Below are 25,335 nucleotides of genomic sequence, written 5' to 3' on the forward strand. Positions count from 1 at the left end.
TCAATATATTGCCATTATAACGTGCTTTTAAAATACATTGGACAATAAAAAACCCTAAGCGAACTTAGGGTTTTTTCGATTCACTCACTAAATTACAGGACAAGCTGATGATTTTGAAGCAAGAGTTTCAAGATATCATCTTCAGTTTTGCCGTTAAATGCAGCACCTGATTGCGCCAAATTATCCAATTGGAGTAAATCAGTTTTGCCAGTGTACGTAGTTCCTGCACCATCACGATCTAGGGTGAGTGTGACATTATTACCATCAACTCTTACACCAAGATAGTTTTTCAAATAGTTTGCCGATGCTGTTAAATCAGCTGTGATATTTGCACTGTTAAAACCAATCAGTAAATCAGAAATATCAATGATGTCTGCATTCGTATCAGTGTTCACATTTCCAGAATGGAAGTCTGTCCAATGATCAACACCATTTCCACCACTTGCACTTGCACTTTCCAATACATGATATACAAGTACATCTGAACCAGCATGACCTGTAAAGGTATCATTCAGTTCACCACTAATCAGTGTATTACGTAGAGCATCACCAGTCGTTATTGCATCAACAGTTACTGTAAGAGATGCTATATGATCTTGACCAAAAACAGAGAGTTTGTAATCGAATACTTCTTGACGACCAATTACGCCTGCACTCGGTGTATACACATAGCTTCCATCACTTTTAACAAACAGACTGCCATATTCACCTTGTACAGTTACGCCGTTATATCCCACTTCAACAAAGTGGCCACTCCCCGTATCAATACTGAATTTTGCATAAGATGGATTATAAGTATCATCTGTCAACATGTTGCCAATAATTGGAGCTGCGGTTACTGGGCCAATTTCATTATAGTGAGTAATATCTTGCGCTAAGCTCACTGTAGCAGTAAATCCAAGACCTGTATTACCTGATGCAGATGCTTCGATTGTATATTTACCTGGTGGTAAATTATCAATATCTACAGTTAATGAACTTCCAAGTGCATTGAGTAAAGGTGTACCTGTTTTTGTACCGACGATTACACCACTTGCATTCTTGATTGTTAAAACAAAGGTTGGCAATACAGAAATTGAAAGTGCTGGCACATTAACTTTAATTTGTACTTTTGCAGTATCAGTATTCGCAATATCAAATGTTGTCGCAGTATAAGTACCACTACCACCTAAACCAAATATACCAGCTGTAACATTAAATGTACCTTGATTAGCTGCACTTACTGTTTGCACCACATTCGTTACAGCACCGATAGCGACATGCTCTGCATTGTCTAGAATGATTGGGGCTGGAAGAGAAACATCATTTTGAGGATTTGTATTATCCCAAACCACGCCAGAGTTATCACCATCGATACGGATATTCAAATGCGCAGAGGCTTCACTACCATTAAAGTCCCTGATCGTATAGGTAAATGTATCTACCTTACCAATATCAGCAGGATTACCATTACTTACATATTTATAATGTCCGTTTGGAGAAATATAAAGTGTTCCGTAAGCACCAACCACAACCGTGTTTGCACCTGATAATGTGACTGCAGGATCCCCCACTTCATTGGCCACTTTAGTGACAAATGTTGTTGTATTTACTTCATCTGCACCATCCACACTTGTAATTACATTTCCTTCTATGGTACTTGAACCTAAATATTTATTGGTTTGGTCTTGCATGGTTAATTCAACACCACCAAATAACTGTGCAGATGCTGTCGAATCCAATAAATTCAAGATTTGTTGTAATAAACCAGAATCCGTTGGTTTCTCTTGCAGTGCGATGGTATAAACGCCTGGTGGCAAATTATCTAAATTAATCTGACCAGAATAATTAAAGATAATGCCCAACAATCCAGGTGGCGTTAGCTTTACAGCATCCTCCACGATGAAGTGTTCTTTTTGTATTACACCATTTTCATCCACATATTGACGTTCAAGTACAGCATTGAAAAACTTATCTGCCGTACCTAATAAAGCACCAATAAGACCGCCTATCGCAGCACTTACAACACTACCGCTTACATTGACATGAATACTTGACGTGCTGTTTTCTTCAACTTCAAAATTAAATGGTACTGTATTACCTAAAGAGATATTTAATCCGAGTAAATTTACACCCAATAATTGTGAAGCTCGACCATGTACACCAACATCATCACCCGCGGATTCATGATAATTTTTAACAGTTGCAAGGTCATCATGAGCAACAACCTGATCAACATGATCTGGTGGTGTTAATTCACCTGGGTCTGCTGGCGTTCCTGCAATATTAATAATGATTTGAGCTGTGTCAGATGTTGTTCCATTCGACAGCTTATAATCAAATATTTCAGTTTTTCCAAGAGCTGCTTCTCCGGCTGTCACCGTATAGGTAAAGGCTCCTGTTAGAGTATTAATTTCAAGGCTTCCATACTCTCCTTGAATCGTAACAGTACCTGGTGTAACAGACGCACCGTCTATTTCAATGATCGAACCACCACTGACTACATCTTGTCCATTGCCATTATCAGCAAAAACATTGCCTGTTAATGCATAGTTAGCAAAAACTTCTTCAGTTCCCGTTACGCTAATATTTGTTTTTTCATAAATCGTTAATAAGTTTGATAATAAAGGAGCAACCGCAGCATTAACAATATAATCAATGACTCCAATTGGTAATACATCTAGTAACTGGTTCACTACACTTGAAAGTGGTAAACCGATTGTATTAACAGGGATTAAGATTGTATTGACTAAAGCGAGAATTGGAGCACCCAATACTGGGCCAAGTACTGCATTAATTGCTACTCCGATAGCTGCTGCATTTGAAGCCCCCAGAATTTCTCCTTCGCCTCCAAGGTCACTAATAGCAACATCTTTGAGTAACGTCGTTAGAGCACTATCATCTGCTTTAACTGCAACTGTATAATTACCTTCAGGTAAATTAGTGAAATCAAGTTTAATTGAGTCGTTACTATTCACGACACCAATGATTCCAATACCACCAACTGTGACAATTCCACCTTGGCTACTACCACGTGCAACCTCCACTGGTCCATTGGCGGTTTGCTGATAAATAACAATCTGAACAGCCTCACCGACCGAAATCAGGTCTTGTTGCGAAACTGTGACCGAAATATTACCAGTCGTTGCCTTACCTGCACTTCCTGTCGTTTGTGGAATTGAGAAATCTAGACCAGTAGCATTATTCCCTAAGAGATCAACAACTGCGATATCTGAACCCGCAACTTCTGTACGGTTTTCACGAACTTCTTGACCTAGATTTAATGCAAACTCATCATTCACAGCATTAAGTGGCGGAAGAACAACTGAACCATTGTCTACCGCTGTTGCTGGAAGTGTTGCCGCATCATTGCCAGCTGCATCTTGGATCGCATTTGGATCATTAGCCGTGGTTGGATCGGTATAACCCACCGTCACCGCTTGACCTAAAGTCACTGGTGCACCCAAGGTTAACACCACGTTATTGCCCACCACCGCAACACCTGTTACAGGGACAAGCTGACCATCTGCAGTCACTGCAAAGTCGCCTGCAACTGGTGGATGTAATGGATCAAGCGCTTCATTATAGGTCAGGGTCAATGTAGTCCCTGATAGATCCACTGTGGCGCTGACAAAGGTCGGTGCTGTGGTATCGCCACCAGGAATAATCGAACCATTGTCTACCGCTGTCGGTGGAAGTGTTGCCGCATCATTGCCAGCTGCATCTTGGATCGCATTTGGATCATTAGCCGTGGTTGGATCGGTATAACCCACCGTCACCGCTTGACCTAAAGTCACTGGTGCACCCAAGGTTAACACCACGTTATTGCCCACCACCGCAACACCTGTTACAGGGACAAGCTGACCATCTGCAGTCACTGCGAAGTCGCCTGCAACTGGTGGATGTAATGGATCAAGCGCTTCATTATAGGTCAGGGTCAATGTAGTCCCTGATAGATCCACTGTCGCACTGACAAATGTAGGCGCTGTGGTATCACCACCAGGAATAATCGAACCATTGTCTACCGCTGTCGGTGGAAGTGTTGCTGCATCATTGCCTGCTGCATCTTGAATCGCATTTGGATCATTAGCCGTGGTTGGATCGGTATAACCCACCGTCACCGCTTGACCTAAAGTCACTGGTGCACCCAAGGTTAACACCACGTTATTGCCCACCACCGCAACACCTGTTACAGGGACAAGCTGACCATCTGCAGTCACTGCAAAGTCGCCTGCAACTGGTGGATGTAATGGATCAAGCGCTTCATTATAGGTCAGGGTCAATGTAGTCCCTGATAGATCCACTGTCGCGCTGACAAATGTAGGCGCTGTAGTATCGCCACCAGGAATAATCGAACCATTGTCTACCGCAGTCGGTGGAAGCGTTGCCGCATCATTGCCTGCTGCATCTTGAATCGCATTTGGATCATTAGCCGTGGTTGGATCGGTATAACCCACCGTCACCGCTTGACCTAAAGTCACTGGTGCACCCAAGGTTAACACCACGTTATTGCCCACCACCGCAACACCTGTTACAGGGACAAGCTGACCATCTGCAGTCACTGCAAAGTCGCCTGCAACTGGTGGATGTAATGGATCAAGCGCTTCATTATAGGTCAGGGTCAATGTAGTCCCTGATAGATCCACTGTCGCGCTGACAAATGTAGGCGCTGTAGTATCGCCACCTGGAATAATCGAACCATTGTCTACCGCAGTCGGTGGAAGCGTTGCCGCATCATTGCCAGCTGCATCTTGGATCGCATTTGGATCATTAGCCGTGGTTGGATCGGTATAACCCACCGTCACCGCTTGACCTAAAGTCACTGGTGCACCCAAGGTTAACACCACGTTATTGCCCACTACCGCAACACCCGTTACAGGGACAAGCTGACCATCCGCAGTCACTGCAAAGTCGCCTGCAACTGGTGGATGTAATGGATCAAGCGCTTCATTATAGGTCAGGGTCAATGTAGTCCCTGATAGATCCACTGTGGCGCTGACAAAGGTCGGTGCTGTGGTATCGCCACCAGGAATAATCGAACCATTGTCTACCGCTGTCGGTGGAAGTGTTGCCGCATCATTGCCAGCTGCATCTTGGATCGCATTTGGATCATTAGCCGTGGTTGGATCGGTATAACCCACCGTCACCGCTTGACCTAAAGTCACTGGTGCACCCAAGGTTAACACCACGTTATTGCCCACCACCGCAACACCTGTTACAGGGACAAGCTGACCATCTGCAGTCACTGCGAAGTCGCCTGCAACTGGTGGATGTAATGGATCAAGCGCTTCATTATAGGTCAGGGTCAATGTAGTCCCTGATAGATCCACTGTCGCGCTGACAAATGTAGGCGCTGTGGTATCACCACCTGGAATAATCGAACCATTGTCTACCGCTGTCGGTGGAAGCGTTGCCGCATCATTGCCAGCTGCATCTTGGATCGCATTTGGATCATTAGCCGTGGTTGGATCGGTATAACCCACCGTCACCGCTTGACCTAAAGTCACTGGTGCACCCAAGGTTAACACCACGTTATTGCCCACCACCACAACACCCGTTACAGGGACAAGCTGACCATCTGCAGTCACTGCGAAGTCGCCTGCAACTGGTGGATGTAATGGATCAAGCGCTTCATTATAGGTTAGGGTCAATGTAGTCCCTGATAGATCCACTGTCGCGCTGACAAATGTAGGCGCTGTGGTATCACCACCAGGAATAATCGAACCATTGTCTACCGCTGTTGCTGGCAAGCTTGCTGCATCATTGCCTGCTGCATCTTGAATCGCATTTGGATCATTAGCCGTGGTTGGATCGGTATAACCCACCGTCACCGCTTGACCTAAAGTCACTGGTGCACCCAAGGTTAACACCACGTTATTGCCCACCACCGCAACACCTGTTACAGGGACAAGCTGACCATCTGCAGTCACTGCAAAGTCGCCTGCAACTGGTGGATGTAATGGATCAAGCGCTTCATTATAGGTCAGGGTCAATGTAGTCCCTGATAGATCCACTGTCGCGCTGACAAATGTAGGCGCTGTAGTATCTCCACCAGGAATAATCGAACCATTGTCTACCGCTGTTGCTGGCAAGCTTGCTGCATCATTGCCTGCTGCATCTTGAATCGCATTTGGATCATTAGCCGTGGTTGGATCGGTATAACCCACCGTCACCGCTTGACCTAAAGTCACTGGTGCACCCAAGGTTAACACCACGTTATTGCCCACTACCGCAACACCTGTTACAGGGACAAGCTGACCATCTGCAGTCACTGCAAAGTCGCCTGCAACTGGTGGATGTAATGGATCAAGCGCTTCATTATAGGTCAGGGTCAATGTAGTCCCTGATAGATCCACTGTGGCACTGACAAATGTAGGCGCTGTAGTATCGCCACCAGGAATAATCGAACCATTGTCTACCGCAGTCGGTGGAAGCGTTGCTGCATCATTGCCAGCTGCATCTTGAATCGCATTTGGATCATTAGCCGTGGTTGGATCGGTATAACCCACCGTCACCGCTTGACCTAAAGTCACTGGTGCACCCAAGGTTAACACCACGTTATTGCCCACCACCACAACACCCGTTACAGGGACAAGCTGACCATCTGCAGTCACTGCGAAGTCGCCTGCAACTGGTGGATGTAATGGATCAAGCGCTTCATTATAGGTTAGGGTCAATGTAGTACCCGATAGATCCACTGTCGCGCTGACAAAGGTCGGTGCTGTAGTATCGCCACCAGGAATAATCGAACCATTGTCTACCGCAGTCGGTGGAAGCGTTGCTGCATCATTGCCAGCTGCATCTTGGATCGCATTTGGATCATTAGCCGTGGTTGGATCGGTATAACCCACCGTCACCGCTTGACCTAAAGTCACTGGTGCACCCAAGGTTAACACCACGTTATTGCCCACCACCGCAACACCGGTGACAGCCACAAGCTGACCATCTGCAGTCACTGCGAAGTCGCCTGCAACTGGTGGATGTAATGGATCAAGCGCTTCATTATAGGTTAGGGTCAATGTAGTCCCTGATAGATCCACTGTCGCGCTGACAAATGTAGGCGCTGTGGTATCACCACCAGGAATAATCGAACCATTGTCTACCGCTGTTGCTGGCAAGCTTGCTGCATCATTGCCTGCTGCATCTTGAATCGCATTTGGATCATTAGCCGTGGTTGGATCGGTATAACCCACCGTCACCGCTTGACCTAAAGTCACTGGTGCACCCAAGGTTAACACCACGTTATTGCCTACCACCGCAACACCTGTTACAGGGACAAGCTGACCATCTGCAGTCACTGCAAAGTCGCCTGCAACTGGCGGATGTAATGGATCAAGCGCTTCATTATAGGTCAGGGTCAATGTAGTACCCGATAGATCCACTGTCGCGCTGACAAAGGTCGGTGCTGTAGTATCGCCACCTGGAATAATCGAACCATTGTCTACCGCTGTTGCTGGCAAGCTTGCTGCATCATTGCCTGCTGCATCTTGAATCGCATTTGGATCATTAGCCGTGGTTGGATCGGTATAACCCACCGTCACCGCTTGACCTAAAGTCACTGGTGCACCCAAGGTTAACACCACGTTATTGCCCACCACCGCAACACCTGTTACAGGGACAAGCTGACCATCTGCAGTCACTGCAAAGTCGCCTGCAACTGGTGGATGTAATGGATCAAGCGCTTCATTATAGGTCAGGGTCAATGTAGTCCCTGATAGATCCACTGTGGCGCTGACAAAGGTCGGTGCTGTGGTATCGCCACCAGGAATAATCGAACCATTGTCTACCGCTGTCGGTGGAAGTGTTGCCGCATCATTGCCAGCTGCATCTTGGATCGCATTTGGATCATTAGCCGTGGTTGGATCGGTATAACCCACCGTCACCGCTTGACCTAAAGTCACTGGTGCACCCAAGGTTAACACCACGTTATTGCCCACTACCGCAACACCCGTTACAGGGACAAGCTGACCATCCGCAGTCACTGCAAAGTCGCCTGCAACTGGTGGATGTAATGGATCAAGCGCTTCATTATAGGTCAGGGTCAATGTAGTCCCTGATAGATCCACTGTCGCACTGACAAATGTAGGCGCTGTAGTATCGCCACCAGGAATAATCGAACCATTGTCTACCGCAGTCGGTGGAAGCGTTGCCGCATCATTGCCTGCTGCATCTTGAATCGCATTTGGATCATTAGCCGTGGTTGGATCGGTATAACCCACCGTCACCGCTTGACCTAAAGTCACTGGTGCACCCAAGGTTAACACCACGTTATTGCCCACCACCGCAACACCTGTTACAGGGACAAGCTGACCATCTGCAGTCACTGCAAAGTCGCCTGCAACTGGTGGATGTAATGGATCAAGCGCTTCATTATAGGTCAGGGTCAATGTAGTCCCTGATAGATCCACTGTGGCACTGACAAATGTAGGCGCTGTAGTATCGCCACCTGGAATAATCGAACCATTGTCTACCGCAGTCGGTGGAAGCGTTGCCGCATCATTGCCAGCTGCATCTTGGATCGCATTTGGATCATTAGCCGTGGTTGGATCGGTATAACCCACCGTCACCGCTTGACCTAAAGTCACTGGTGCACCCAAGGTTAACACCACGTTATTGCCCACTACCGCAACACCCGTTACAGGGACAAGCTGACCATCTGCAGTCACTGCAAAGTCGCCTGCAACTGGTGGATGTAATGGATCAAGCGCTTCATTATAGGTCAGGGTCAATGTAGTCCCTGATAGATCCACTGTGGCGCTGACAAAGGTCGGTGCTGTGGTATCGCCACCAGGAATAATCGAACCATTGTCTACCGCTGTCGGTGGAAGTGTTGCCGCATCATTGCCAGCTGCATCTTGGATCGCATTTGGATCATTAGCCGTGGTTGGATCGGTATAACCCACCGTCACCGCTTGACCTAAAGTCACTGGTGCACCCAAGGTTAACACCACGTTATTGCCCACCACCGCAACACCTGTTACAGGGACAAGCTGACCATCTGCAGTCACTGCGAAGTCGCCTGCAACTGGTGGATGTAATGGATCAAGCGCTTCATTATAGGTCAGGGTCAATGTAGTCCCTGATAGATCCACTGTCGCGCTGACAAATGTAGGCGCTGTAGTATCTCCACCTGGAATAATCGAACCATTGTCTACCGCTGTCGGTGGAAGCGTTGCCGCATCATTGCCAGCTGCATCTTGGATCGCATTTGGATCATTAGCCGTGGTTGGATCGGTATAACCCACCGTCACCGCTTGACCTAAAGTCACTGGTGCACCCAAGGTTAACACCACGTTATTGCCCACCACCACAACACCCGTTACAGGGACAAGCTGACCATCTGCAGTCACTGCGAAGTCGCCTGCAACTGGTGGATGTAATGGATCAAGCGCTTCATTATAGGTTAGGGTCAATGTAGTCCCTGATAGATCCACTGTCGCGCTGACAAAGGTCGGTGCTGTAGTATCACCACCAGGAATAATCGAACCATTGTCTACCGCTGTTGCTGGCAAGCTTGCTGCATCATTGCCTGCTGCATCTTGAATCGCATTTGGATCATTAGCCGTGGTTGGATCGGTATAACCCACCGTCACCGCTTGACCTAAAGTCACTGGTGCACCCAAGGTTAACACCACGTTATTGCCCACCACCGCAACACCTGTTACAGGGACAAGCTGACCATCTGCAGTCACTGCAAAGTCGCCTGCAACTGGTGGATGTAATGGATCAAGCGCTTCATTATAGGTCAGGGTCAATGTAGTCCCTGATAGATCCACTGTCGCGCTGACAAATGTAGGCGCTGTAGTATCTCCACCAGGAATAATCGAACCATTGTCTACCGCTGTTGCTGGCAAGCTTGCTGCATCATTGCCTGCTGCATCTTGAATCGCATTTGGATCATTAGCCGTGGTTGGATCGGTATAACCCACCGTCACCGCTTGACCTAAAGTCACTGGTGCACCCAAGGTTAACACCACGTTATTGCCCACCACCGCAACACCTGTTACAGGGACAAGCTGACCATCTGCAGTCACTGCAAAGTCGCCTGCAACTGGTGGATGTAATGGATCAAGCGCTTCATTATAGGTCAGGGTCAATGTAGTCCCTGATAGATCCACTGTCGCGCTGACAAATGTAGGCGCTGTAGTATCTCCACCTGGAATAATCGAACCATTGTCTACCGCAGTCGGTGGAAGCGTTGCCGCATCATTGCCAGCTGCATCTTGGATCGCATTTGGATCATTAGCCGTGGTTGGATCGGTATAACCCACCGTCACCGCTTGACCTAAAGTCACTGGTGCACCCAAGGTTAACACCACGTTATTGCCCACCACCACAACACCCGTTACAGGGACAAGCTGACCATCTGCAGTCACTGCGAAGTCGCCTGCAACTGGTGGATGTAATGGATCAAGCGCTTCATTATAGGTTAGGGTCAATGTAGTACCCGATAGATCCACTGTCGCGCTGACAAAGGTCGGTGCTGTAGTATCGCCACCAGGAATAATCGAACCATTGTCTACCGCAGTCGGTGGAAGCGTTGCTGCATCATTGCCAGCTGCATCTTGGATCGCATTTGGATCATTAGCCGTGGTTGGATCGGTATAACCCACCGTCACCGCTTGACCTAAAGTCACTGGTGCACCCAAGGTTAACACCACGTTATTGCCCACCACCGCAACACCGGTGACAGCCACAAGCTGACCATCTGCAGTCACTGCGAAGTCGCCTGCAACTGGTGGATGTAATGGATCAAGCGCTTCATTATAGGTTAGGGTCAATGTAGTCCCTGATAGATCCACTGTCGCGCTGACAAATGTAGGCGCTGTGGTATCACCACCAGGAATAATCGAACCATTGTCTACCGCTGTTGCTGGCAAGCTTGCTGCATCATTGCCTGCTGCATCTTGAATCGCATTTGGATCATTAGCCGTGGTTGGATCGGTATAACCCACCGTCACCGCTTGACCTAAAGTCACTGGTGCACCCAAGGTTAACACCACGTTATTGCCCACCACCGCAACACCTGTTACAGGGACAAGCTGACCATCTGCAGTCACTGCAAAGTCGCCTGCAACTGGTGGATGTAATGGATCAAGCGCTTCATTATAGGTCAGGGTCAATGTAGTACCCGATAGATCCACTGTCGCGCTGACAAAGGTCGGTGCTGTAGTATCGCCACCTGGAATAATCGAACCATTGTCTACCGCTGTTGCTGGCAAGCTTGCTGCATCATTGCCTGCTGCATCTTGAATCGCATTTGGATCATTAGCCGTGGTTGGATCGGTATAACCCACCGTCACCGCTTGACCTAAAGTCACTGGTGCACCCAAGGTTAACACCACGTTATTGCCCACCACCGCAACACCTGTTACAGGGACAAGCTGACCATCTGCAGTCACTGCAAAGTCGCCTGCAACTGGTGGATGTAATGGATCAAGCGCTTCATTATAGGTCAGGGTCAATGTAGTCCCTGATAGATCCACTGTGGCGCTGACAAAGGTCGGTGCTGTGGTATCGCCACCAGGAATAATCGAACCATTGTCTACCGCTGTCGGTGGAAGTGTTGCCGCATCATTGCCAGCTGCATCTTGGATCGCATTTGGATCATTAGCCGTGGTTGGATCGGTATAACCCACCGTCACCGCTTGACCTAAAGTCACTGGTGCACCCAAGGTTAACACCACGTTATTGCCCACTACCGCAACACCCGTTACAGGGACAAGCTGACCATCCGCAGTCACTGCAAAGTCGCCTGCAACTGGTGGATGTAATGGATCAAGCGCTTCATTATAGGTCAGGGTCAATGTAGTCCCTGATAGATCCACTGTCGCACTGACAAATGTAGGCGCTGTGGTATCACCACCAGGAATAATCGAACCATTGTCTACCGCTGTCGGTGGAAGTGTTGCTGCATCATTGCCTGCTGCATCTTGAATCGCATTTGGATCATTAGCCGTGGTTGGATCGGTATAACCCACCGTCACCGCTTGACCTAAAGTCACTGGTGCACCCAAGGTTAACACCACGTTATTGCCCACCACCGCAACACCGGTGACAGCCACAAGCTGACCATCTGCAGTCACTGCGAAGTCGCCTGCAACTGGTGGATGTAATGGATCAAGCGCTTCATTATAGGTTAGGGTCAATGTAGTCCCTGATAGATCCACTGTCGCGCTGACAAATGTCGGCGCTGTGGTATCACCACCAGGAATAATCGAACCATTGTCTACCGCTGTTGCTGGCAAGCTTGCTGCATCATTGCCTGCTGCATCTTGAATCGCATTTGGATCATTAGCCGTGGTTGGATCGGTATAACCCACCGTCACCGCTTGACCTGCTGTCACTGGTGTACCTAAAGTCAATACCACACTAGAGCCATTCACTGTAACGCCCGTTACAGGTACCACCTGACCATCTGCGGTTACCACGAAACTGTTTAATGACGGTAAGTTGTTACTGTCTAGTGCTTCACTATAAGTCAAGGTGAGCGATGTGCCTGCTGTATCTAGCGTTGCACTAACAAAGGCCGGTGCTGTGGTATCTCCACCAGGTACAGTTGAACCATTGTCCACCGCTGTAGCTGGAAGTGTTGCTGCATCATTACCCGCGGTATCTTGAATCGCATTAACATCGTTACCCGCTGTTGGATCGGTATAGCCCACTTGCACCGCTTGACCTGCTGTCACTGGTGTACCTAAAGTCAACACCACACTAGAGCCATTCACTGTAACACCTGTTACAGGTACCACCTGACCATCTGCGGTTACCACGAAACTGTTTAATGGCGGTAAGTTGTTACTGTCTAGTGCTTCACTATAGGTCAAGGTGAGCGATGTGCCTGCTGTATCTAGCGTTGCACTAACAAAGGCCGGTGCTGTGGTATCTCCACCAGGTACAGTTGAACCATTGTCCACCGCTGTAGCTGGAAGTGTTGCTGCATCATTACCCGCGGTATCTTGAATCGCATTTGGATCATTAGCCGTGGTTGGATCGGTATAGCCCACTGTAACCGCTTGACCTGCTGTGACTGGTGCGCCCAAGGTCAACACCACACTAGAGCCATTCACTGTAACACCTGTTACAGGTACCACCTGACCATCTGCGATTACCACGAAACTGTTTAATGGCGGTAAGTTGTTACTGTCTAGTGCTTCACTATAGGTCAAGGTAAGCGATGTACCTGCTGTATCTAACGTTGCACTGACAAAGGTCGGCGCTGTGGTATCTCCACCAGGCACAGTTGAACCATTGTCAACCGCTGTAGCTGGAAGTGTTGCTGCATCATTGCCTGTAGTATCTTGAATCGCATTTGGATCATTGCCCGTGGTTGGGTCGGTATAGCCCACCGTCACCGCTTGACCTGCTGTGACTGGTGCGCCCAAGGTCAACACCACACTAGAGCCATTCACTGTAACACCTGTTACAGGTACCACCTGACCATCTGCGGTTACCACGAAACTGTTTAATGGAGGTAAGTTTGCTGAGTCTAGCGCTTCACTATAGGTCAAGGTAAGCGATGTACCTGCTGTATCTAACGTTGCACTGACAAAGGTCGGCGCTGTGGTATCTCCACCAGGCACAGTTGAACCATTGTCAACCGCTGTAGCTGGAAGTGTTGCTGCATCATTGCCTGCAGTATCTTGAATCGCATTTGGATCATTGCCCGTGGTTGGGTCGGTATAGCCCACAGTCACCGCTTGACCTGCTGTGACTGGTGCGCCCAAGGTCAACACCACACTAGAGCCATTCACTGTAACACCTGTTACAGGGACAAGCTGACCATCTGCAGTCACTGCAAAGTCGCCTGCAACTGGTGGATGTAATGGATCAAGCGCTTCACTGTAGGTAAGGGTTAGTTGTGTTCCCGTGCTATCCAAATGCGAAGATTGGAATTGTGGATTTGTGACATCACCTGCTGTAACTTCTATCGCTTTTGGATTACCAGCACCATCTGTCACTGTGACCGTAACTTTTTCACCATCTGTAAGTGGGCGAGTTAACTGAATATTATCAACAGTATTATTACCTGTAATTGTACCCGTACCAATTACATTACCATTTCCGTCTGTGATTTTAACTTGACCTGTTTCATTTGACGTAACTTGAATATGGGTCGCATCTTGAATTGTAGTACTAATATTTGGCGGTGTTACATCACCTACTGTAATTACTTTTTCTGTTTGATTACCTGCTGCATCAATAACATCAACAATAATCTTACTGCCGTCAGTTAAAGGCGTATTTAAATCAACTATTAATTTTCCATCAGGACCAATTACACCCTCAGCAATTATTTGTCCTGCTTCATTTTTAATTATAACTTTACTACCAGGTTCATTTGAATTGACCTGAATAGTATCATTATCAATAATATTTATTTCGACTTCAGGTTTTGTAACATCACCAACATTTATTGTTTCAGTTGTTTTATTACCCGCATTATCCGTTGCTGTAATAGTAATTTTTTCATTATCAACCAAAGGTCTTGTTAAATTAATTTCAAGCGCACCTGCTTGATTTAGTTGTCCTGATCCAATTGTTTTACCACTCGCATCGACTATTGTAATTTTACTTGCTTCATCTGCAGTGATTTTAATTTTCTGATTATCTAAAATATCATAGCTTAGTTTTGGTCCTGTTTTATCACCACTTCCTGAATGGCTTGAACCACCACTTCCCCCTGATGCTGCTGCAATTCCGATCGCCCCAGCTGCAGCTGCAACCCATGCCCATGCAGGTACAGCACTATGATGGCCAACTAAATACTCTTGAAAATCGGTAATCCCTAAATAATCAATTTTAGTTACAGTGCCAGTTGCATCAAATTCAAGAAAGTTAAGTAAATAATGCTTTCCATCTGCAGTTTCTATTGTAAATTCTTTTGGTTTTTCACCAATAAAAAAATCATCAATAACAACTTTTTCTCCATTTTTTAAATAAACCTCCAAATTATTATTAACTTTTACAATCTTGGCTATTTCTGCGCTATCAAGATTTACTTTATACACTGAGTAGTGTTTATTAACTAAATCTTGAGTGAGAACCTTAGCTGTTCCTTTTTCATAAATAGTGATGTTTTTCATAATATTTTTTCCGTCTTATAATTTACTGTTATGCAAAAAAGATAAATAAGTGAGATAAATTTCACAAGTGTATATTTTTAATATTAAAATCACATATACATATAAAAAACAGTGCTTGTCTATAATGGCTAAATGATTGATCTTTTTTAAAACCATTACTTTGTGATGCAATTATCATTTAATTAAAATCTTACTTGTTTATTTTACTAATTTATTACGATTAAATTTAATTATCGCTTTATATTCATTACTACCATTATCAATGATCACTTTTATAAATTTATTTAAATTTTATTAATAGTCTTACCCTTTTAAAACGAAAAATTATATTATCCCCATACTATTCATAGCGCTTAAAAATAATAAATTCCCATTTAATTTTTATGGGTATTATAGAAACTTAAGAATTTAGCTTAGATTAAATTTTAAACAAAACATGTAACACATTTCTTCATCTGTGATAAGCATCACATTAAAACTATGTTGTTAAATTTTAATGAAATAATAATTAATAAATATTGAATCAAAACTGCTTTTTTTGGGGAATATACCTCACAAAAAGCAAAAAAAAGATGAAGGAGATTCTTCATCTTTTAAAAAATCTGAGTGGTTAGACGGTAAAATCATCACCCAAATACACTTGGCGCACGGTTTCATCCGCCAACACTTCTTCTGGCGTGCCTTCTGCAATCACAGCACCTTCACTCACAATATAAGCATGCTCACAAATCGCTAAGGTTTCACGAACATTATGGTCGGTAATCAAAACACCGATCCCACGATCTTTTAACTGGCGGATAATATCTTTAATATCACCTACAGAGATTGGATCGACACCTGCAAAGGGTTCATCCAAAAGCATGAATTTTGGATCTGCTGCAAGTGCACGCGCGATCTCAGCACGACGGCGCTCACCACCTGACACACTCATTCCAAGTGAATCTTTAATATGGGTGATTTTAAAATCTTCCAATAATTCTTTGAGGCGTTGTTGGCGCTGCTGTTTATTTAAATCTTTACGTGTTTCAAGGATAGCCATGATATTTTCAGCAATCGTCAACTTTCTGAAAATTGAAGCTTCCTGTGGAAGATAACCAATTCCTTTACGTGCACGCTGATGCATAGCTAAATCAGAAATATCCTCATTATCAAGATGAATTTCGCCCTTATCCATTCGCACCAAACCAACGACCATATAGAAGCTGGTGGTTTTACCCGCACCATTCGGCCCAAGCAAACCCACAATTTGTCCACTTTGCATACTGAATGAAACGTCTTTGACCACCCAACGTTTACTATAAACTTTTGCTAAATGTTTGATACAAAGCACTTGAGGCTGATTCGATGCTGTCATTAATCACGCGCTCCAGGGAAAGACTTGGTACTATTTGGCGGGATAATAATTTGTACACGTCCTTTCGCTGAACCTGTGCTATTTGAACTACCAGAAGCTTCAATATCGCCTTTGTTCATACTATATTTTAATGAACTGCTGCGAATACTTGCTCCATCTTGATATAAATAAGCATTACCAATTAAATTAATAATACCTGTTTCGGCATTATAAATAATTTTTTGTGCTTCCCCACGAGCAACACCCTTTGCCGTATCAACTTGTTGTTGAAACTTTGCTGGGCCGCCAGTGGCAGTAATGGTACTAATTTGCTTATTTTTATTCAATTGAGCCACAATTGAAGCAGCTTGAAGCTTCATTGTACCTTGCTCAATGATGACATTACCGCTATATGTCGTTACACCCGCAGCTTCATTATAGGTTGCTTTATCTGCAACCAATGAGATTGGCTGATTACGATCTGACGGTAATGCAAATGTTGCTGCAGACAAGCCCATTAAACCGGCAGTGCAGATCGCTTTTATTAGGAAAGATTGTTTCATTAAAAAAGGCTTAGTTAGGTACATACTTTCCTCGAATATGTGCAAATTCATATTGACCTTGGTTTAAATCAGCTTTTAAACCCTGACTAATAAATTCTGCATCAGGTGCATTAACAGTCACTTGGTGAGTCGTTTCAAACTGACGTATTTTAGGATACCCTGTTAACTCGTCTGTCTGAAACTCCATGGTCCCTCGTTCACCAATCTTGGTCGCTTTAACTTGTCCAGATAAAACGACTTTTTCATTGTCATTAAATCCTCGTGCTTGTTTTGCAAAAAAAGTTGAATCAACTTTATTTTGATGAAACATCGAAGCATTGAGGTTACTCAGTGTTGAAGTTTTTCTTTGTAAATCTTGTTCTAAACGATCCACTTGAGCACGAACATAAAGATTGCCCTTTTCATCTGTTTGGACCAACTGGATACCCTCAGCAGTATACGTCATGCTTTTGGCTGAATTCGCATCCAACTTTTTGCCTTTCCCACTGTAATAGTAATAGCCACCACTGATTGCCGCGATGACAACTGCAGTCACATATAAAACCTTAGTATCCATAAATTACATTCAACATTTGATCAATCTGAATTTACGCTATTAATGCGGTATAGCTGTATATTTTTCAAGTAATTCTTGGTAAGTGCCTTTTGCCATCAGCAACATATCACAGACTTCACGCACAGCTCCACGCCCACCCATTGCCTGAGTGACTAAATCTGCTCGACGACGCACTTCAACATGCCCGTTGGGTACAGTCACTTTCATCCCTGCGATTGCAAAGGCTGAAAGATCTGGCCAATCATCACCCATATATAAACAGTCTTCAGGATCTAAATTGAATTGAGCACAAGCTTCTTTAAGTGCAGCACCTTTGTCTTCACGACCTTGAAAAACCAAATCCACGCCAAGATCAGCCATACGTTTTTCAACAATATTACTTTTACGTCCTGTGATAATGATGACTTTAATTCCAGATTTTTGCACCAGCTTCATGCCTAATCCGTCTCGAATATCAAAGGATTTAATTTCATCCCCTGTATTGGTCAATGTCACAAAACCATCACTCAAAATTCCATCTACATCTAAAACCAATGCTTCAATATGACGCGCTTGTTCCAGTAAAACATAAGAAGCCATTGATTAATTTACTCCAGCTTGAATCAGGTCATGCATACTAATTACACCAATCACTTTATTGGCATCATCAACGACAATAAATTGACTAATTTTCTTTTCATTCATTTTTTCTAAAGCTTCAACTGCACGTGCTTCTTTAGAAATGGTTGAAGGATTTTGAACCATGACCTCGGAAACAGGCAAGTTCACATCAAAACCTTGCTGTCTATCAATTAAACGACGTAAATCACCATCGGTAAATATGCCCAATAAGGTGTCATTTTCATCAACAACAGTGGTTAAACCTAAACGCTTATTGGAAATTTCGTACAAAACTTTATTCATCGGTGTATCGGGAAATACTTTTGGTAAATCAGTGCCTGTACGCATTAAATGTTTTACATGTAACAACAAGCGTTTACCCAGTGCACCTGCAGGATGTGACATAGCAAAATCATCTGCGGTAAAACCACGTGCATCTAATAATGCCACAGCCAGTGCATCGCCCAATACCAATGTTGCAGTAGTACTTGAGGTGGGTGCCAAACCTAATGGACATGCTTCTTTAATATTTCCAAGTGTCAACGCAACATCTGCATTTTGTGGCATAGGTCCTTTGTCATCACCACTGATGGTGATTAAAGGCACTTCCAAATACTTAATCAGTGGCATCAACATCATAATCTCATCACTCTTTCCAGAGTTTGAAATTGCAATCAACACGTCACCTTTGACCAACATACCTAAATCGCCATGCCCTGCTTCACCAGGATGCATAAAGAATGATGGTGTGCCTGTTGATGCGAAAGTTGCTGCCATTTTCCGCCCAATATGCCCAGATTTCCCCATACCCGTAATCACTAAACGACCTTGGCACTGTAAAATAATTTCACATGCGCGCGTAAAGCGTTCATCAATTTGAGTCGCTAAAATCTCTATGGCATGTTCTTCAATGCGTAAAGTTTCAAGTGCAACTTTTTGAAAATCAACTTGATTTGATTTATTTTCAGGATTCAAAATGGGCTAACCTTAACTCTATAAAGAGTTTTGAATATCGAATGGAATATTTTTGCTATTTTAGCATAGCAATACAATAGGCTGCTTTCCTAAATGTATAAATTTCATTTTCTTAGAAAAATAACGTATAAAACTTTATGAAATATGGAGCTTAGGTTAAGATTAATCATCATTTTGTTGAAGCCTTTAGAAAACCTATGCAACCATTTGTTCTTTACAACTCTGAGCAACGAAAAAAAGTTGAATTTGTTCCCCGTAAAGAAGGACATATCGACATGTATGTGTGCGGTATGACAGTTTATGATTACTGTCATATAGGCCATGCTCGGGTGATGGTTGCTTTTGACTACATTATTCGTTTTTTACGTAGTCAAGGTTGGAATGTTAAATACGTTCGTAACATCACAGATATCGATGACAAAATTATTGCGCGTGCCAATGAAAATAGCGAAAGCATTACAGCTTTGACCGATCGTTTTATCAAGGCGATGAATGATGATGCCGAAAACCTAGGATGCTTAGCACCTGATGAGGCACCCCGCGCAACAGATTATATCGATCAAATGCAAAATATGATTGGTAACCTTGTTAATAAAGGCACGGCTTACCCTTCTGCAAATGGCGATGTCTATTTTGAAGTTGAAAAATTTAAGAACTATGGCCGACTTTCAGGACGTAAACTTGACGATATGCAAGCTGGCGCTTCTGAACGTGTTGATGTTGAAGTTGAGAAGAAGCATCCATTTGACTTTGTGCTATGGAAACATGCTAAAGAAAATGAGCCTTCATGGGCTTCACCTTGGGGCAATGGCCGTCCAGGTTGGCATATTGAATGTTCAGCAATGTCAACTTGCTGCTTAGGCAATCATTTCGATATTCATGGTGGCGGTTCAGATCTTTTATTCCCACATCATGAAAATGAAATCGCGCAATCAGAAGCAGCAACAGATGAACAATATGTAAACTACTGGATGCATGTTGGCTTTATCAATGTCGATGGCGAAAAAATGTCTAAATCTTTAGGCAACTTTTTTACCATTCGTGATGTGATGGAGAAATTCCATCCTGAAGTGATTCGTTATTTTATTGTGTCATCACACTATCGTAGCCCTGTAAACTTCTCGGACTTTGCACTAAAAGAAGCAAAAACTACGCTTTCTCGTTTTTATCATGCATTTAAAGCCTATCAACAAGTCTATGGCAATAAAACCACAGACCTGTTAGATGAAACGCTCGTCGAGCGCTTTAATTCAGCAATGCGTGATGACTTCAATACCTCTGAAGCAATTGCAGTTTTATTCGAAATTATTAAAGAATTGAATCGTGCGGTTAAAGAAGAGAATGCAGCGCAATCTACGCTTTATTATTCTACGTTACGCCACTTGACCAATATCCTTGGCTTGGTTCAATACAATGTAGATGACTTTTTAAAATCAGACATTGGTCAAGAAGCACTTGGCTTATCCGAAGCTGATATTGAAGATTTCATCCAACAACGTGTAGATGCCAAGAAAAATAAAGACTTTGCCCGTGCAGATGAAATCCGTCAGTCTTTGCTTGCTCAAGGTGTAGTACTGGAAGATACACGTCAAGGTACCATTTGGCGCCGCGCGGATTAATTTCTAAGAGCTTTATTAAAAAGAAAAACCTGATCAAATGATCAGGTTTTTTCGTAAAGTCGTTGCTGACTAAATATGTTTTTAAACGGTACATCTCTTACAGTTTCTTTATATTCATTGTATGACCATACTTAAGTTTAGTTTTATAAATTGTTCGTTGAAATTTTATCTCTCCTAATTTACTTATATAAAAGCTAAATTATTAAATACATTAAAAAAATAAATATTTTATTGAATATGATGGACTATAGTTTTATTGAATCAGCGAAATAGCTGATATACTCTGAGTCCAGTTCTTCATCAGCGGTTTTGGATCAATAGAATGAGTTCAGTGCGCCAACAGAATTTTCTTCTTCGCAAAGAGAAAATTTTAGCAATGGCAGAAACCTTATTGCTTGATAATAATCAGGATATTACGTTAAGTGAGCTTGCTGCTGAACTTGATATCGCAAAAGGAACGATCTATAAACATTTTAAAAGTAAAAACCAGCTGTATCTTGAACTGATTATTTTGAATGAAAAACGACTTTTAGATATTTCTAAAGCCTATCATCACGATATTAAAATCTATGTGTCCGAATATATGTTATATAACATGTTAAATTCGAATCGAACAATTTTACTACATGTGATTGAAGAGCGTTTAACCAATAATGAACGTAAACTCAAAGACTTATTCGAAGAACTTTATAGCATACGTGAACAACGTATTTTAGAAATTAAAGATCTTTTCGGAGCACATCTCAAAGCCTTAAACAGTAGTATGTCAATCCGCGATTACTTGTCTTATATCTGGACAGTGACTTATGGCGCATCATTATTGTTAAATTCTACGCACTATCAAAAGTCTATTGGCTCTCGTGAACGCTTAATCAAACTCTATGTCAATCAAGCATTGATGACACCTGATAAGCTAACCGATTCAGAGCATCAAGCGAATTAATCTTAAAAGGATAACTGTTCTTAAGCTATTTAGTTTAAAAAATCCTCTAAACTTCAGGCTGATCGCCATGGCTTAATAACTGACTGGGTAGAGGCATGGAGTTCACCTGACTAAAAATCTCATAACACATATGTCTTAACCACTGATGGCTGGTTTTATGGTGACATGACATATGCCAATACTGCTTAATCGAGTAAGTCGGAAACGAAATTGGTGCTGGAAAAATTTGTAAGTTTCCTCGTGACAACAAGACTTCGCTCAAATAATAAGGAACGGTTGCAATCGAGTCTGTATCTTGCACCACCAAGCCAACACCAAGATAACTCGGGATACGCATCAATACATTACGCTTTAAGTCCAAATTTAACAGCTCATTGGCGATGTGATAATGCCCCACACCCGCATCAATATCGATGTGTGATTCACTCAAATACTGCTCAACGGTCATGCTTTGTTGAGTTAATCGTGGATGATCTTTAGATGCAATCACTACATAAAATTGTTCGAATAATTTTTGTTGATAGAAACCATTTTCTAATTGCGGTAAAAAACCAATCGCCAAATCAATTTCGCCATTTGCCATCTGATAACTGGTTTCAGAAGTGATAGCGCGAACATTTAATTTGACATGTGGTGCATGTGCTTTGAGATATTGAGAAATTTTTGGCAATAAAACTAAGTGAGAAACATCCGTCATCGCAACTGTAAATTGTTGCTGAGATGCTGTTTCATCAAAATCCACACTAAAATTATTAATAATTTCAACTTTACTCAGTGCTTCACTGATCAAAGGATAAAGTTGTTTAGATAATTCTGTAGGCACCATTTCATTACCAATCCGTAAAAACAACGGATCGTTATAATGAACACGAATTTTGTTCAGAATATTGCTTACTGTAGGTTGGCTCATCGCTAAATGATCTGCGGCAACAGAAACACTTTTAAACTTGTAGATATAGTAAAAAATACTGAGCAACTTACAATCTAACTCATACACGAAATTACATCTCACTCATTTTTTAGATTCAATATTATATCTTCTGCTTTTTTATAAAAATTTCCAATGTTTTAATGTACCGATTTTAAACAATCAAACCAGGATTTTAAAATCGGTACGAATTATTGGCGCGATCCGCTCAGCAATTATTCTTTAACAAACAAATCTACCATCAACTCATCCTCTGAATCAGCATAGCGATATTCAGAAAAATCTGTAATACCCGACTCTCGTAGGATTTCTTCATCAATCAACAAACGTCCTGTTAAAGCACGTTTCTCACTGTTTAAAATACGATAAGCGGCGTCTGCCATAATGTTCGGTTTACGAGCTCTGCTAAATAATTGCTTACCGCCTAAAGAAAACTCAATTGCAGCTGTGGCAATAATCGTTCTTGGCCAAAGTGAATTTACACTTACGCCATAACTGGCAAACTCTTGATTCATCCCTAAAGTCAGCATACTCATACCATATTTAGTAATGGTATAAGGCGCATAGCTGGCAAACCATTTTTCATCCAAGTTTAACGGCGGTGAAAGATTTAAAATATGTGGATTGTCACTGTTTTTTAAGTACGCTAACGCAGCTTGACTACATACCATCACAGCACGTGTATTAATCTGATACATTAAATCGAAACGGTTTGGGTCAAGCGTCTCCACACCAGACAGTTTAATCGCACCAGCATTGTTAATTAAAATATCAATTCCACCGAAATGCGCTGCTGCTTGTTTCATGGCAAGCGCAACCGCATCTTGATCACGTACATCCAGTTGAAGTGCTAAAGCTTGACCACCTGCCGCCTCAACTTCTTGAGCAACAGTAAAAATCGAGCCTCCTAATTTAGGATGCTCTTGTGTAGATTTTGCAGCAATCACAATGTTCGCACCATCTTGTGCAGCTTTTAGTGCAATCTCTCGCCCTATTCCTCGGCTTGCACCGGTAATAAAAAGTGTTTTTCCTTTAAGCGACATGATTTCCTCGTTGTATTTGTTTTTTGCTGTACTAGGGTCTGTTGATATTTCATAAATGGCTTGCGTTGTAGGCTAAAATTGAGCAGATAAGGCATGAAACGAAAAGAATAGCGAGACTATTTTTGAGTTTCATAACGCAGACTGAGATAATTTTAGCCACAACCCTACGGGACTAGTGTGTTTTTTGCCGCTATGTCGTTACAAACTACTCATTTAGAATGACTAAATTTCGTATTTCGCGCCTCATGTCGTCTAAAAAACACTCGTTGTCGCAAACATAGAAGAAGTGTCAACAGACCCTAATCTACTTAACTTTGTTTTCTCCTCATAGTACCAAATCTGCCATTTTGTATACTCATGAGTACAATAATTATTGTTCTTTATGGTCTTTATAAAAATCAAAAGCTTGCATACGCAAGCCTTGAACTAAAGGTGATTAAAATTTAAATTTTAGGCAGCGCCAACTTTTGGACTTGTTCCAATTTGCCAAACAAATGGCAATGGTTCGCGATTGACTTCCCAATCACCAATCACTTTTTCCTTATATACGACTGGATTATGTGAAGATACGACCCGCGCATTGCGCCAGAAGCGATCAAGTTGTTTTGTGGTGGTACTTGCAGATGCGCCAAGCGCATTAAACAACTTACTGGTTAAATCCAAGACTAAATCAGAAATAACCACCTGCCCTTGTGCCGCTTCTAATTCAGCATCATTATTTGCTTGAATATTTTTTACTTCGGATTCACTAAAGTGACTGATATATGCACGCTGCAAAGCTTCTGCTGTTTGTGCGGTAATGCTTTCACTTGCATAGGCTTGTGCGGAAGCTTTACCAATCACCTGTAAAATCTGTGGATCATTACGCACTAAATCTGCATTGCCATGACTAAAAATACGATCACGCTTTTGTACTTCATGAATAAATGTTGCAACTGCTGACTGTGCAATCCCAGATAAGGTCGCCAAATGAATGACTTGGTAGAACGCAGTCTGATATTTAAAACGTTGCTCAAAAGGCAAAATATGGTCTGCTTCGATTGCAACATTGCTTAACGTTAAGGTGCCACTTCCCGTGGTTTTTTGACCGAAACCATCCCAATCATCCTGTACTTCAACCCCAGAAGCATGTCGAGAAATCGCAGCAATAACATGCTGATCCGTACGTTCATCATAGGCAAATAAATCAACCCAATCCGCAAAGATTGTGCCTGTTGAATAGTACTTTTTCCCATTGACCAGCAATTGATTATTATTTTGAGTTACTCGGGTAATCACATCACCAATTTTTACATGGCCGATTTCAGTCCATGCATTCCCCACCAAATCACCTTGGACAAAACGTTTAAACCATAATTCTTGATTCTTAAACTTATGTGCATTTAATCGATCTTCAACAAAAGCGAAATGCCCTCGCAATGCTTGTACAATATTTGAATCGGCCTTTGCAAGTTCAGTGAGCAATTGAAATAACTGAGGTAAAGACACCCCATCTCCACCAAACTTGACTGGCACACGTAATGCACCAAAACCTGCATGTTTTAACCAGTCTATTTGCTCATACGGCAATATACGCTGTTGCTCGCGTTCAACGACACCTTGTGCAATTTTTTCAAAAATTGCACGATACTTTGACGCAACCTTTTCATAATCTGCTGAGATTGATAAATCTTCAATAAAACGGTTTTGAATATCTAAGTTACCCATTTT

General features: G+C 43.1%; 11 protein-coding genes. 2 read left to right on the plus strand and 9 right to left on the minus strand.

All coding sequences use genetic code 11. From position 1 onward, the window contains the following. Positions 1 to 92 precede the first annotated feature (92 nt). From AC07U8_RS13205 to AC07U8_RS13230, 6 genes are all read right to left on the minus strand, one after another. Entirely contained in the window at positions 93 to 15,065 is a 14,973-nt protein-coding gene (locus tag AC07U8_RS13205; RefSeq protein ID WP_494738019.1) for a BapA/Bap/LapF family large adhesin, read from the minus strand. Positions 15,066 to 15,675: 610 nt separating this feature from the next. Beyond that, positions 15,676 to 16,419 (minus strand): LPS export ABC transporter ATP-binding protein, encoded by a 744-nt coding sequence (gene lptB, locus AC07U8_RS13210; protein WP_004724336.1) that lies wholly within the window; start codon positions 16,417 to 16,419, stop codon positions 15,676 to 15,678. Next, positions 16,419 to 16,961 (minus strand): lipopolysaccharide transport periplasmic protein LptA, encoded by a 543-nt coding sequence (lptA, locus tag AC07U8_RS13215; RefSeq protein WP_315079395.1) that lies wholly within the window; start codon positions 16,959 to 16,961, stop codon positions 16,419 to 16,421. The genes lptB and lptA overlap by 1 nt, the downstream gene beginning before the upstream one ends. Positions 16,962 to 16,971: 10 nt before the next feature. Continuing rightward, positions 16,972 to 17,517, minus strand: a complete 546-nt coding sequence (lptC, locus tag AC07U8_RS13220) for an LPS export ABC transporter periplasmic protein LptC (protein WP_004822582.1) — start codon at positions 17,515 to 17,517, stop codon at positions 16,972 to 16,974. Positions 17,518 to 17,556: 39 nt separating this feature from the next. Further along, positions 17,557 to 18,096, minus strand: a complete 540-nt coding sequence (locus tag AC07U8_RS13225) for a KdsC family phosphatase (protein WP_004822583.1) — start codon at positions 18,094 to 18,096, stop codon at positions 17,557 to 17,559. Positions 18,097 to 18,099: 3 nt separating this feature from the next. Continuing rightward, positions 18,100 to 19,092, minus strand: coding sequence for a KpsF/GutQ family sugar-phosphate isomerase (locus AC07U8_RS13230; protein ID WP_315079391.1), 993 nt, complete (start codon positions 19,090 to 19,092; stop codon positions 18,100 to 18,102). A gap of 197 nt (positions 19,093 to 19,289) precedes the next feature. Between AC07U8_RS13230 and cysS the strand changes: the two genes are divergently transcribed. Then, a complete protein-coding gene (gene cysS / locus AC07U8_RS13235) occupies positions 19,290 to 20,711 on the plus strand; it encodes a cysteine--tRNA ligase (protein WP_004822587.1) in 1,422 nt (473 codons plus the stop codon). 322 nt (positions 20,712 to 21,033) lie between these two features. Further along, positions 21,034 to 21,654, plus strand: coding sequence for a TetR/AcrR family transcriptional regulator (locus AC07U8_RS13240; protein ID WP_004822589.1), 621 nt, complete (start codon positions 21,034 to 21,036; stop codon positions 21,652 to 21,654). Between the two features lie 46 nt (positions 21,655 to 21,700). Here AC07U8_RS13240 and AC07U8_RS13245 read toward each other — a convergent pair whose 3' ends face one another. From AC07U8_RS13245 to AC07U8_RS13255, 3 genes are all read right to left on the minus strand, one after another. Then, on the minus strand, positions 21,701 to 22,651 hold the full coding sequence (locus AC07U8_RS13245; protein WP_004822592.1) for a LysR family transcriptional regulator: 951 nt from the start codon (positions 22,649 to 22,651) through the stop codon (positions 21,701 to 21,703). 146 nt (positions 22,652 to 22,797) lie between these two features. Continuing rightward, the gene (locus AC07U8_RS13250; RefSeq protein WP_004822593.1) at positions 22,798 to 23,625 is read right to left on the minus strand and encodes an SDR family oxidoreductase; all 828 of its coding nucleotides are present in this window, start codon (positions 23,623 to 23,625) and stop codon (positions 22,798 to 22,800) included. A gap of 450 nt (positions 23,626 to 24,075) precedes the next feature. Continuing rightward, positions 24,076 to 25,332, minus strand: coding sequence for an acyl-CoA dehydrogenase family protein (locus AC07U8_RS13255; protein WP_494738020.1), 1,257 nt, complete (start codon positions 25,330 to 25,332; stop codon positions 24,076 to 24,078). Positions 25,333 to 25,335: the final 3 nt, after the last annotated feature.

It is taken from the genome of Acinetobacter sp. GW821-FHT01E09 (assembly GCF_059422385.1).